Raw genomic sequence first — 12,634 nt, 5'->3', positions numbered from 1 at the left:
CCGGGGCCCCCTCAGATTGGACCGGTTGACTCCGTGTCCCCCACGAAAGAGGGTCCCTCATCGTGCGTGTCCAGACGCTGACGCTGGCCGCGGCCGGCGCCGCCCTGCTCACCCCGACCACGCTGCCCACCCCCGCCGCGTCGCTCACGGCCCACAGTGACCGGCACCGGATCACCGCCACCGATCTGCTGGCCCGGGTGCACGACTGCAAGCAGGTGTCCAAGGGCCGCTTCCGCACCGACGCCGGTACCGCCGCCACCGTCCCCGTGTGCGGCACCGACCAGGCCGTCTTCTGGAAGGCCGACCTCGACATCGACTGCGACGGCCGGGTCACCGCCCACTGCAACCGGGCCGCCGATCCGGCGTTCTCCGCCGCCACCGCCTTCCAGCAGTCCGACGGCCGCCATCTCGACGCGGAGAAGCTGCCCTATGTCGTCGTACCCGGTTCCAGCCGCCGCTGGAACCACCGGGCGTACGGCGTCCGGGGCGGGGCGGTCGCCGCGGTGATCTACAAGGGCCGGGTCCAGTACGCCGTCGTCGGCGACACCGGGCCCCGCGACATCATCGGCGAGGCGTCCTACGCCACCGCGAAGGGGCTGGACGTGAACCCCGACCCACGGGTCGGCGGGGTGGCCTCCGGCGTGACCTACATCGTCTTCCGGGACTCGGCGATCAGACCCATCGAGGACCGTGAGACGGCGGAGGCGGAGGGCGAGCGCCTGGCGGCCCTGTTCACCGGCGTGAACTGAGACCGCCGGCACCGGCCGCCCGCCCGGCCGACGCCCAGGGTGCGGGCCGAGTCGGCACCGGCCGCCCGCCCAACCGCGGCTCAGGGTGCGGGCCGGGCCCACGGAGGCCACGCCGCCCGCCCGCGCCGGGGCGCGGACGGACCGACGACGACCGCACCGGGGCGCGGACGGGCCGACGACGACCGCACCGGGGCGCGGACGGGCCGACGACGACCGCACCGGGGCGCGGACGGGCCGACGACGCCCGCGCCGGGGCGTGGACGGGCCGACGACGACCGCTGTCAGACCTTGCGGTAGGTGTAAGCCTCGGCGGCCGCGGCCACCACGGCGTCGAGGTCGGCCCCGGTGGCCGCCGTGACGACCGCCGCGACCGCGCCCTCCACGAACGGGGCGTCCACCAGGCGGGCGCCGTCCGGCAGTTCGTCGCCCTCCGCCAGCAGCGCCTTCACGGTGAGCACCGCGCTGCCCAGGTCGGTGAGGACGGCGACCCCCGCGCCCCGGTCCACGGACACGGCCGCGGCGGCGATCAGCTCGGCGCTGGTGCCGAGCCCGCCGCCCTCGGTGCCGCCCGCCGGGGCAACCGGCACCGAGACGCCGCCCGCCAGCCCCTTCGCCAGGTCCGCCACCGAGGCCGCCACCTCGGCGCTGTGCGACACCAGCACGATCCCCACCAGCTTGTCGTCACTCACCGGCCGCCTCCTCGAGCCCCGCGACGAGCAGCGCCGACGAGGTGGCGCCCGGGTCCTGGTGGCCGATGCTGCGCTCCCCGAGATAGCTCGCCCGGCCCTTGCGGGCCTGAAGCGGTGTCGTCGCCACGGCCCCTTCCTCGGCGGCGGCCCGCGCCGCGCCGAAACCCTCGCCGAGCGCGTCCACGGCCGGCACCAGGGCGTCGATCATCGTCTTGTCCCCGGGCGCGGCCCCGCCCAGGGCCATCACCTTGTCCACCCCGGCCCGCAGCGCCTCGGCGAACTGCGCCTCACCGACCTCGGCGGCATCGCCGAGCGCCTTGCCGGTACTGCGCAACAGCGTGCCGTACAGCGGTCCGGAGGCACCGCCCACCGTGGAGATCAGTGTGCGTCCGGCGAGTGCCAGCACGGCACCCGGGGTGTCGGGGGCGTCCTTCTCCAGCGCGGCCGTGACCGCCTTGAAGCCGCGTTGGAGGTTGCTGCCGTGGTCGGCGTCCCCGATGGGGGAGTCGAGGGCGGTGAGCCGCTCCGCCTCCCGGTCCACGGACGCGGCCGTCGCCGCCATCCAGCGGCGGAAGAATTCGGCGTCGAGCACTGGAACTCCTTGCGTGCGGTACGGATGCGGGTCGGTTCTGCTGCTCGCTCACATCCCCCAGCGCAGGGCCGGGGTCTTCACCGGCGCCTCCCACAGCCGCAGCAGGTCCTCGTCGACCTGGCAGAGGGTGACCGAGGCGCCCGCCATGTCCAGGGAGGTGACGTAGTTGCCGACCAGGGTGTGGGCCACGGTCACCCCGCGCTCGGTGAGCACCCGCTGGACCTCGGCGTTGAAGCCGTACAGTTCCAGGAGCGGGGTCGCGCCCATGCCGTTGACCAGCACCAGCACCGGGTTGCGCGGGGTCATGTCCTCCAGGATCGCGTTGACCGAGAAGTCGGCGATCTCGCCCGAGGTCATCATGGCCCGCCGCTCCCGGCCCGGCTCGCCGTGGATGCCGATGCCCAACTCCAGCTCACCGGGCGGCAGATCGAAGGTCGGGGTGCCCTTGGCCGGGGTGGTGCAGGCGCTCAGCGCGACCCCGAAGCTGCGGGAGTTCTCGTTCACCTGACGCCCGATGGACTCCACCCGCTCCAGCGGCTGCCCCTCGGCCGCGGCGGCGCCGGCGATCTTCTCCACGAACAGGGTGGCGCCGGTGCCGCGCCGGCCGGCGGTGTAGAGGCTGTCGGTGACCGCCACGTCGTCGTTGACGAGCACCTTCGCCACCTGGATGCCCTCGTCCTCGGCGAGTTCGGCCGCCATGTCGAAGTTGAGCACGTCACCGGTGTAGTTCTTCACGATGAACAGCACGCCGGCCCCGCTGTCCACGGCCGCGGCGGCCCGGGCCATCTGGTCCGGCACGGGGGAGGTGAAGACCTCACCGGGGCAGGCCGCCGACAGCATCCCGGGACCGACGAATCCGCCGTGCAACGGCTCGTGCCCCGAACCGCCGCCCGAGACGAGCGCCACCTGCCCGGAGACGGGGGCGTCACGTCGTACGATCACCCGGTTCTCCACGTCCACGGCGAGATCGGGATGCGCGGCCGCGATACCCCGCAGCGCATCCGCCACCACGGTCTCAGGAACGTTGATGAGCATCTTCATGGGGGCCTCCTGATGACATTAGCAGACTAGTCTCTGACCTGCGTCTTTGCAGAGCAGATGGTTCGTCAGGTGTGGCTGTCGGGTGGGATCACGAGTGGCGTGGTTCTCCTGACCGCAGTATCGGCCTTGCGGGCGCGGAGGTCACCTGGGCGGCTGCGTGAAGCATGTCGGGCCGTTACCGGCCGGTCAGGAGGCGGCGGTGGTGGCGGGCGGGGCCGTGGAGTCGCGGACCACCAGATGGGTGCCCACCTCCATGTGATCCATGAGCAGCTTCTGTCCCTCGACGAGGGAGAGCAGCGCGCGGGCCGCCTTCTGCCCCATGTCGTGCAGGGGCTGGCGCACGGTGGTGAGGCCGGGGAAGGTCTGCGCCGCCTGCGGGAGGTCGTCGAAGCCGACGACGGAGAACTCGTCGGGCACCTTGAGGCCACGGGCCCGGGCGGCGTCGATGGCGCCGAGTGCCATCAGGTCGGCTCCGGCGACGATCGCCGTGGGGGCGTGGTCGGCGATCAGGCGGGTGGCGGTGCGGAATCCGCTGGCGTAGGAGAAGTCGCAGGACGCGACCATGCGGGCGTCCACGTCCAGTCCGGCCAGCCGCATCGCGTCCTCGAAGCCCTGGAAGCGGACGGACGTGCTCTCCAGGTCCTCCTCGCCGCGGAGGTAGGCGATCCGGGTGTGGCCCAGGTCGATCAGGTGCTGGGTGCCCTGCCGCATGCCGTGGTAGTTGTCGACGGTCAGCCGGGGCAGGGGGACGTCCAGACGGCGTGGGTCGATGATGACGCAGGGCAGGATCTGGCGGCGCAGCAGCTCGACCGTCTCGTCCTCCAGGACCGGCGCGATCATCAGGACGCCGTCGACGAGGCCGCGGCCCAGGAACTCGATGCGGTCCTTCTCGCGTGCGGCGTCGTGGTAGGAGGCGTTGACCAGCAACTCCTGTTCCGCGTCGGCCAGTTCGTCGGCGACACCGCGCAGGATCTCCAGCCCGTACTGGCTGGTCAGGTCGAGGGCGATGAGTCCGATGAGTCCGGTGCGGCCGGCCTTGAGGTTGCGTGCCGAGATGTTGGGCCGGTAGCCGAGGCGCCCCGCGACCTCCATGACACGGCGCCGGGTCTCCTCGGAGGCCCCGGGCTTGCCGTTCATGACGTTGGACACGGTCATCGCGGAGACGCCGGCCTCCGCGGCCACCCGCGCGATGGTCACCCGCTCTGCCACTCCAACTCCTTCTGCATGCACAGCACTTGGGCCTGAACGAAGCCCTGTCGTGCTGGCTCACTCAATCACGATGCTGCGGGAAACTTCCAGGAAACTGTAACGATAAGGCAGGGGGGTCGCGAGTGGAACCCTGTCTGAGCTGGGGGTGATCGACGCGCCAAAGCTCCGTGCGCGGGTCACGGAAAGTTACGTATAGATGGCGACTAAGTTTTGCGTTACAGTTCCCGGCCATCGGCACGAAACATCTGCCGCAACTCGGGTCCACCGACCCCCTGTCCGCCGTATCGGCGCTGTACCCACACGGATGCAGGCTGACCGGATCAATCCCTTCAGACATGACAAGTCGGTCCGTACCGACGAATGGGTGAGGTGTGCAATGAAGCGCTCCGGGAGACTGCTCGCGGTCGCCACCACGGTCGCCGCGCTGGCGACCACGCTCGCCGCCTGTGGCGGTGGCTCCGGCTCGTCCTCCGCGGACGGGAAGGTCCACATCAAGGTCGAGGCGTGGAAGGGCGGCGGCGCGGAGCCCGCGAACGTCGCGGAGATCAACAAGGCCTTCGAGAAGGCCAACCCCGGCATCAAGGTCGACTTCGAGTACATCACCGCGAACGACACCTACACCCAGAAGCTCCAGCCCGAGCTGCTGGGCGGCAAGGCCGGCGACGTGATCATGGTCGACTCGGACAAGATGAACAAGTGGGGTGCCTCCGGCTACCTCGCCGACCTCTCCCAGGAGTCCTGGGCAAGCCGGATCTCCGACTCCGCCAAGCCGTTCGCGACCAGCGGCGGCAAGGTCCTGGCCATGCCGATGGAGCTGATAGGCATCGGCCTGTACGCCAACATGGACCTGCTGAAGAAGGCCGGCATCACCGAGGTCCCGTCCGACTGGCCGACGTTCCTCGCCGATCTGGCCAAGGTGAAGAAGGCCGGCATCACCCCGATCGCGCTGCCCGACAAGTCCGGCTGGACCGGCAGCTCCACCTTCCAGGCGGCCGGCTCCACGCTCGTCTACCAGAAGAACAAGCAGTGGGACGCCGACTTCCTGGCCGGCAAGGCCTCCTTCGGCACCGACTGGAAGACCTCGCTCGAGCAGCTCAGGACCCTCGGGGACAAGGGCTACGTCAACTGGAAGAACGAGCTCGGCGTCGACGAGTGGTCGCAGGGCCCGCAGGACTTCAGCGCCGGCAAGAGCGCCTTCTGGTACCAGGGCGCCTGGCAGGTCTCCAACGTCGCCAAGGCGGGGTTCCCGGTCCGGTTCACCCCCTGGCCGGGCGGCGCCGCCGGCACCGAGCCCAACGCGATGCTCTTCTCCGGCACCATGTGGGCCGTCAACTCCCAGTCGCGGCAGGCCGACGCGGCCAAGAAGTACGTGGACTTCTGGTCCCGGAGCGAGAACCTCGCCAAGTACCTGGAAGCCGAGCACGCCGAGTCCCCGTTCACCGGCGGTACGACCCCGGACGCCACGGAGACCAAGTCCTTCAACGCGGCCTTCAACGACGGACGTTACCGGGTCCTGCCGTCCAACTCCTGGTACGGCGCGACCGCCGAGACCACCGTCGGCTCCAAGATCCAGGCCTATCTGCTGGGCCAGGCCTCCGAGGCGCAGACCCTGAAGGACATCCAGACGGCGGCCTCCGCCAAGTAGACCGGCCGTACCGTCCCGGGACCGCCGCGGTGCGGGTGCGGCCCGCCTCCCGCACCTCCCGCCCGCCTTCACCGCGGCCCCCGGCCAAGGAGGATCGATCCCCGTGTTCCACCGCCGGCGCGCCACCATGGCCGCCTTCCTGCTCCCGGCGATCGCCGTCTACAGCGTCTTCACGCTGTATCCGCTGGTCCGGGGCGTCTACCTGAGCTTCACCGACAGCCTCGGCGGGCCCGTCGCGAACTTCGTCGGACTCGACCAGTACCAGGCCATGGCGGACGACCCGGCCGTCTCCGCCGCCCTGTGGCACACCGTGCTCTACGCCGTGGTGGTCGTCGTCGCGCAGAACGGCCTCGGTCTGCTCTTCGCGTCGATGCTGTTCCGCCGGCCCCGGGTCCGCAAGGTGCTCAACGTCGTCCTGCTGACACCGACCCTGATCTCCCCGGTGATGGCCGCGTTCATCTGGTCGTACCTCTTCGCGCCCACCGGCGGGCTCAACGCGCTGCTCGGCACGGCCGGACTCGGCAGCCTCCAGCACGTCTGGCTGGGCGACCCGCACACCGCGCTGTACGCGGTGGCCGCCGTCAACGTCTGGATGTTCACCGGCTACTCGTGCGCGATCTTCCTCGCCGGCTACATGAGCCTGCCGACCGAACTCCTGGAGGCGGCCGCGCTGGACGGCGCGAGCGGATGGCGGCGGTTCCGCAGCATCGAGTGGCCGCTGCTCGCCCCCGCCCTCACCGTGAACGTCACCCTCAGCCTCATCGGCTCGCTCAAGGTCTTCGAGTTCCCGCTCGTCCTCACCAACGGCGGCCCGGCCGGCGCCACCGACACCCTGACCCTGCTGGTCTACCGGAACATCTTCGGCGGCGGGAAGTTCGCCCTCGGCGTCGCGCTGTCGGTGCTGCTCCTGGTGACCGTGGTCGTCCTGTCCAGCGCGACCAACTCCCTGCTCAGGCTGCGCGAACGGCGCGTCTGACGACGGCGCCCGACACGTCGTACGCACCTGATCGATTCGGACGGATCGCCACCATGACCTCTCAGCTCTCCGCGACCGCACAGGACACCGGCCACCGCGCCCGGACGACCCACGCCGACGGCCGGGGCGGCCCGCCCCGCAGGACGAGCCACCGGCCCGCGCGCCGCCTCGCCGGCGGCCTCGGCACCGCGCTGCTCGGCCTCGGCACCCTGCTGTTCGTACTGCCGTTCCTCTTCACGGTCGTCACCTCGCTGCGCACCGCCGCCGACGTCGCCCGCTCCCCGCTGGGCATCCCGCACTCCTTCACCCTGAAGAACTTCAGCGACGCCTTCAGCCAGATCCACTACGGGCCGAGCACCCTCAACACCCTGCTGATCACCGGACTCTCGTGCGTGTGCATCACCGTCCTGGGCGCGCTGGCCGGGTATCCGCTGGCCCGAATCACCGCGGGCTGGTCGACGGCCGTGTACCGGCTGTTCATCCTCGGCACCTCCATCCCCGTCTTCGTGGTGGTGGCCCCGCTGTACCTGCTGATGCGGGACATGAACCTGCTCGACACCTACGCGGGCGTGGTCCTCATCTACACCGCGATCAACCTGCCACTGGCGGTGTTCTTCTACACCAGCTTCATCCGCTCGGTCCCCGCCGACCTGGAGGAGGCCGCCGCGCTCGACGGCTGCGGCGCCTTCCGCACCTTCTTCGTCGTCATCCTGCCGCTGCTGCGACCGGTCACCAGCACCCTGCTGACCTTCGTGGCCCTCCAGATCTGGAACGACCTGCTGGTGCCGCTGGTGTTCCTCCAGGACCCGGGCAAGCGCACCGTCATGGTGAACGCCTACTCGTTCATCGACCCGCACACCGTGCAGCCGACCACGCTGTTCCCGGCCGCCCTGCTCGGCGTGCTCCCGCTGCTGGTCATCTTCGTCTTCTTCCAGCGCCAGGTCGTCGCCGGCATGTCCGCCGGCGCCGTCAAGTCCTGACCCGCGCACACCGGTTCACCCGCCGGCGCCGTGCCCCGCACCGCCGTACGGCCGCTCCGCCCTGCCCCGCCGCCACCTCCCGACATCCCGGAAGGACCCCCCACCGATGTACGTGGTCTCCTACTTCACCGACGCAGACGAGGCGCTGCACCTCGCTTACAGCCACGACGGCGAGGAGTTCACGGCGGTGAACGGTGGCCGGCCCGTCCTGCGCGGGACCGTCGGCACCGGCCGGCTGCGGGACCCGTTCATCGGGGCCGGCCCCGACGGCCTGTTCCATCTGCTGGCCACCGACGGCTGGACGAGCCCGTACATCGTCCACGCCACCTCGGCCGACCTGCTGAACTGGTCCGAGCAACGGCTGGTGCCGGTGATGGCCCGGGTGGCGGGCGCCCTCAACGCCTGGGCGCCGGAGTTCTTCCTGGACAGCGCCACCGGGCTGTACCACCTCATCTGGTCGTCCGTCGTCGAACCGGGCCACACGGCCGAGGGCCGCGACTTCGAGCACATCAGCCAGGACCACCGCATCTGGCACTGCACCACCGAGGACTTCCGCACCTTCTCCGCACCCGGCGTCTTCTTCGACCCCGGCCACTCCGTCATCGACGCCACCGTACGGGAACTGGACGGCGGCGGCTTCCTGATGGCCTTCAAGGACGAGCGCGGGGTCAACGACCTCGACACGGCACACAAGGACATCCACCTGACCACGTTCGGCGTCCCCGGCGGCCCGTACGCCGCGCCCACCGGGCCGGTGACACCGTCCCTGGTGGAGGGACCGTCGCTGTTCCGCCGCGGCGACGAATGGGTCATGATCTTCGACCACTTCCTGGAGGGACGCTACGGGGCGGCCCGCAGCCGGGGCGGCGCGGCGTGGGAGCCGGTCGCCCTGTCCCTGCCGCCGGGCATGCGGCACGCCTCCGTCCTGGAGACGTCGGCCTCGGTCCTGGAGCACTCCGCCGCGGACACGCTCGCCGCGCGCTAGCTGTGCCGCAGCGCGGCGGCCACGGATCCCGGACGCGGCTCCAGCCCCCTGGCGGCGCGCCCGGTGCGCACAGATCCGCGTCACGACCAGTGGCGCGGACGACCCGATCACCCAGCAAGGAGCGTCGCGATGAAGAGTCGCAGACCGACGCGCCCGGTCCGCCGGGCAGCACGCGTTCTGGCCCTGCTAGCCACGATGGCGGGAGCCCTCGTGCTCCCGGCCCAGACCGCCACGGCGGCCGGTACCACCTACTACGTCGACTGCTCGGCCGCCGGCAACGGCAGCGGCACCCAGGCCAGCCCCTGGAACGCGGTCGGCAGCGTCAACGGCACCACGTTCGCCGCGGGCGACAGCATCCTCTTCAAGGCCGGCACCACCTGCACCGGCCAGCTCACCCCGGGTGGCTCGGGAGCCTCCGGCAACAACATCTCGATCAGCTCCTACGGATCCGGCGCCAAACCGGTCATCGACGCGGCCGGCGCCACCGGCGCGGTCGTCAAGCTGCTCAACCAGCAGTACTGGGACATCGGCGGCCTGGAACTGGTCGACAACGCCTCCTCGCCCGCCTACCGCTCCGGCGTCCTCGCCGAGAACAGCTCCGGCGGCGTCCTGCACCACATCCGCGTGCACGACATGTACATCCACAACATCGCCGGCTACGGCGGCGGCTGGTACTCCACCAACGCGGGCGTCGGCGTCCAGACCGACCACACCACCCCGGTCTCCACCTGGGACGACGTGGTGGTCGAGAACAACACCTTCGACCACGTCGACCGCATCGCCGTAGCCGTCACCCCCGACGGGGACGGCCAGGGCACCGGCCTCACCACGAACACCGTCATCCGCAACAACACGATGACCTACGACGGCGCCGACGACATCCTCGTCGTGAAGAACGACGGCGCCCTCATCGACGGCAACAAGGCCGGCTACGGCGGCGCCAAGTCCACCTGTCCGCCGTCCGGCCAGTACTGCAACGGCGCCTCCGCCGGTATCTGGATGTCCGGCAGCAACAACACCGTCGTCCAGAACAACGAGGTCTACTGCCACGTCAACGGCGCCGACGGCACCGGCTTCGACGTGGACTGGGGCAACCACAACACCACGTTCCAGTACAACTACAGCCACCAGAACCTCGGCGGCTTCCTCCTGGTGATGCCCCCGTTCACCATCGCCAACGAGCCCACCTCCACCGTCCCCAGCGACGGCACGGTGGTCCGCTACAACATCAGCGAGAACGACGGCAGCAACTCCGGCTGCCCGGCCTCCGGCACCCAGACCCACGGCGCCGGCGTCCTGCACTTCGTGGGCGGCGTCCCGAACCAGAGCGGCAGCACCGCGGCGGTCCCGCTGTTCTACAACAACACCTTCTACGTACGGGACGGCCTGAGCACCCCGATCCTGTACTCGCGCTCCGGATCGTCCATCAGCGGTGCCCTGTCCTTCCAGAACAACGCCGTCTTCAACTACGGCTCCGGCAACTACTTCACCACCACCGGCACGTCGACGTACTCCAACAACCTCTTCTACGGCAACCACCCCTCCCGCGAGCCCGCCGACGCCGCGAAGGTGACCTCCGACCCCGAGTTCCGCAACCCGGGCAACGCCGGCACCTCGTCGTCGTACACCGGCAAGAACGCCTACCAGGTGCACGCGTCCTCCCCGGCGATCCGGGCCGGCACGGTGATCAGCTCCAACGGCGGCCTCGACGCCTTCGGCAACGCCGTCTCCGCGACGGCCGCCCCCGACATCGGCGCGTACAACGGCACCGGCGGCAACCTGCTCTCCAACGCGGGCTTCGAGACCGGCGCGTTGTCCCCCTGGACACAGGCGAGCGGCAGCGCGTCGTCCGTGACGGCCGCCAACGCCCGTACCGGCGGCGACGCCCTGACCACCGCGGCGAGCAGCAGCGGTGCCAACCAGGCCCTCACCGGCCTCAGCCCCGGCACCACCTACCTGCTGACCGGCTGGGCCAAGGTCGCCACCGCGGGCGAGACCCTCGCGATCGGTGTGAAGAACTTCGGCGGCACGGAGACGTACACCAACATCGCGACCACGTCGTACAGCCAGGCGGCGGTGCTGTTCACCACCGGCTCGTCGAGCACCACGGCGACGGTCTACTGCTGGAAGAACGCCGGTGGCGGCGGCGCCGGTTACTGCGACGACCTCGCGGTGGAGCCGCTGTCCTCCGCCGGCAACGCCGTCACCAACCCCGGCTACGAGACCGGCGCGCTGACCCCGTGGGCCCAGTCGACCGGTACGGCGTCGAGTGTGGTCGCCGCCAACGCCCGCTCCGGCACCTACGCGCTCCAGACCGGGGCCAGTGCCAGCGGCGCCATCCAGACCGTGAGCGGTCTCACCTCCAGCGGCACCTATCTGCTGGTCGGCTGGGCCAGGGCGGCCACGGCCGGTGAGGAGGTCGCGGTGGGCGTGAAGGGCTTCGGCGGTACGGAGACATACCTGCGGACCTCGACCACGACCTACACCCAGCAGCCCGTCTTCTTCACCACGGGCGTCTCCGCCACCTCGGCCGGCGTGTACTGCTACAAGAACTCCGGTTCGGCGGCCGGGTACTGCGACGACTACGCGCTGATCAAGCTCTCCTGACGGTCACCGGTCCCGCTGAGCGCGGTTCCGCATCGCGGAGGTGGTCCGGGTCGCCCCGGCCCGCCTCCGCCCCGGCGCGGACGGTGTGGTCCCGGACGATGATCTTGCCGGTGTTGTGGCCGCGCAGCATGCCCAGGAACGCGTCCACGATGTGCTCGAACCCGTCCACCACCGTCTCGTCCGCGGTGAGCCGGCCGCTCCGCAGGTGCGGCACGGCGAACTCGTACAGCTCCTCCTGAAGGCGGTGGTGATCGCGGATGTGGAAGCCCTCGATGCGCAGGCTCTTCTCCACGACGTCCGCGTGGTCGAAGCGCGGCGGCGGCGCGTCGGGGGTGTTGTACTGGCTGATCGTGCCGACGCGCACGATGCGTCCGTGGTGGCGCAGCGCCCGCACCGCGGCGGCCAGTTGCTCGCCGCCGACGTTGTCGACGCACACGTCGATGCCGCCCGGCGCGGCCTCGTGCAGCAGGTCGCCGGCGTCGCCGTCGTGGTAGTCGAAGGCGGCGTCGTAACCGACCTCGCGGGTCAGATGGCCGGCCTTCGCCGCCGAGCCCGTGCTGCCCACCAGCCGCCGCACTCCGAGCAGCCGGGCGAACCGCCCGGTCGCCGTGCCGACCCCGCCCGCCGCGGCCGACACGAACAGGTCCTCGCCCTCCCTGAGCCGCGCGATCCGGGTCAGGCCCACGTAGGCGGTCAGCCCGGTGCCGCCGAGAATGCTCAGGTACGCGGTCAGGGGGACGCCGTCGAAGCGCGGCAACCGCCGGATCTCCTCGGGGGTGACCACCGAGTGGGTGCGCCAGCCCCGCCGGTGGAACACGATCTCGCCCTCCGCCAGCCGGGGCGTGCGAGAGGCGACGACGCGCCCGATGGTCCGGCCCTCGAGCGGGGCGTCGAGGGCGAAGCCGCCGGGTACGTCGTCCATCAGCTCGCGGTGATAGGGGTCGACGGACCAGTAGAGGTTCTCCACCAGCACGCCGCCGGCGGCGGGTTCGGGAAGCGGGGACTCGACGAAGGCGAAGTGCCCGGCTGTGGGATGCCCGTACGGGCGGGCGGTCTGGTGGACGGTGAGCGCGCTCTCGTTCATGAGCGGGACCGTAGGGCGGGAATGCGCCCGCCGGGCAGCCGGTTGGGCTCATGGCACGTCCCGTTCCATGAGCCGTA

General features: G+C 70.9%; 11 protein-coding genes. 6 read left to right on the top strand and 5 right to left on the bottom strand.

Features of this window, described 5'->3' with window-relative positions:
- Nucleotides 1–62 precede the first annotated feature (62 nt).
- Nucleotides 63–749 (top strand): glycoside hydrolase family 75 protein, encoded by a 687-nt coding sequence (locus AAW13_RS04965; protein ID WP_046727743.1) that lies wholly within the window; start codon nt 63–65, stop codon nt 747–749.
- A gap of 281 nt (nt 750–1,030) precedes the next feature.
- On the opposite strand, the gene AAW13_RS04960 is transcribed toward AAW13_RS04965, so the two are convergent.
- The 4 genes from AAW13_RS04960 to AAW13_RS04945 all read right to left on the bottom strand — a co-directional run bounded on the left by AAW13_RS04960 (nt 1,031) and on the right by AAW13_RS04945 (nt 4,280).
- Entirely contained in the window at nt 1,031–1,438 is a 408-nt protein-coding gene (locus AAW13_RS04960) for a PTS-dependent dihydroxyacetone kinase phosphotransferase subunit DhaM (RefSeq protein WP_046733093.1), read from the bottom strand.
- The gene (gene dhaL, locus AAW13_RS04955) at nt 1,431–2,030 is read right to left on the bottom strand and encodes a dihydroxyacetone kinase subunit DhaL (protein WP_046733092.1); all 600 of its coding nucleotides are present in this window, start codon (nt 2,028–2,030) and stop codon (nt 1,431–1,433) included. The genes AAW13_RS04960 and dhaL overlap by 8 nt, the downstream gene beginning before the upstream one ends.
- A 48-nt stretch (nt 2,031–2,078) precedes the next feature.
- Nucleotides 2,079–3,071 carry a dihydroxyacetone kinase subunit DhaK gene (dhaK, locus tag AAW13_RS04950; RefSeq protein WP_046733091.1) on the bottom strand — a complete coding sequence of 331 codons (993 nt, stop codon included), beginning with the start codon at nt 3,069–3,071 and terminating at the stop codon, nt 2,079–2,081.
- Nucleotides 3,072–3,257: 186 nt separating this feature from the next.
- Nucleotides 3,258–4,280 (bottom strand): LacI family DNA-binding transcriptional regulator, encoded by a 1,023-nt coding sequence (locus AAW13_RS04945; protein WP_046733090.1) that lies wholly within the window; start codon nt 4,278–4,280, stop codon nt 3,258–3,260.
- A 376-nt stretch (nt 4,281–4,656) separates the two neighbouring features.
- Between AAW13_RS04945 and AAW13_RS04940 the strand changes: the two genes are divergently transcribed.
- The 5 genes from AAW13_RS04940 (at nt 4,657) to AAW13_RS04920 (ending at nt 11,473) form a co-directional block, all read left to right on the top strand.
- Nucleotides 4,657–5,925: an ABC transporter substrate-binding protein gene (locus AAW13_RS04940; RefSeq protein ID WP_046733089.1), complete on the top strand. Its 1,269-nt coding sequence runs from the start codon at nt 4,657–4,659 to the stop codon at nt 5,923–5,925.
- 103 nt (nt 5,926–6,028) lie between these two features.
- Nucleotides 6,029–6,901: a carbohydrate ABC transporter permease gene (locus AAW13_RS04935; protein WP_052768714.1), complete on the top strand. Its 873-nt coding sequence runs from the start codon at nt 6,029–6,031 to the stop codon at nt 6,899–6,901.
- Nucleotides 6,902–6,954: 53 nt separating this feature from the next.
- Complete coding sequence (locus AAW13_RS04930; protein ID WP_240528535.1) at nt 6,955–7,881, top strand: carbohydrate ABC transporter permease; 927 nt, start codon at nt 6,955–6,957, stop codon at nt 7,879–7,881.
- A 106-nt stretch (nt 7,882–7,987) separates the two neighbouring features.
- Complete coding sequence (locus tag AAW13_RS04925) at nt 7,988–8,866, top strand: glycoside hydrolase family 43 protein (protein WP_046733088.1); 879 nt, start codon at nt 7,988–7,990, stop codon at nt 8,864–8,866.
- A 129-nt stretch (nt 8,867–8,995) separates the two neighbouring features.
- The gene (locus AAW13_RS04920) at nt 8,996–11,473 is read left to right on the top strand and encodes a carbohydrate binding domain-containing protein (RefSeq protein ID WP_046733087.1); all 2,478 of its coding nucleotides are present in this window, start codon (nt 8,996–8,998) and stop codon (nt 11,471–11,473) included.
- Here AAW13_RS04920 and AAW13_RS04915 read toward each other — a convergent pair.
- Complete coding sequence (locus AAW13_RS04915; protein WP_079178712.1) at nt 11,460–12,557, bottom strand: NADP-dependent oxidoreductase; 1,098 nt, start codon at nt 12,555–12,557, stop codon at nt 11,460–11,462. The genes AAW13_RS04920 and AAW13_RS04915 overlap by 14 nt on opposite strands.
- Between the last annotated feature and the right edge of the window lie 77 nt (nt 12,558–12,634).

Origin of the sequence: Streptomyces humi, assembly GCF_001005085.2 — a bacterium.
Lineage (GTDB): Bacteria > Actinomycetota > Actinomycetes > Streptomycetales > Streptomycetaceae > Streptomyces > Streptomyces humi.
This window is presented reverse-complemented; position numbering and strand designations above follow the sequence as displayed.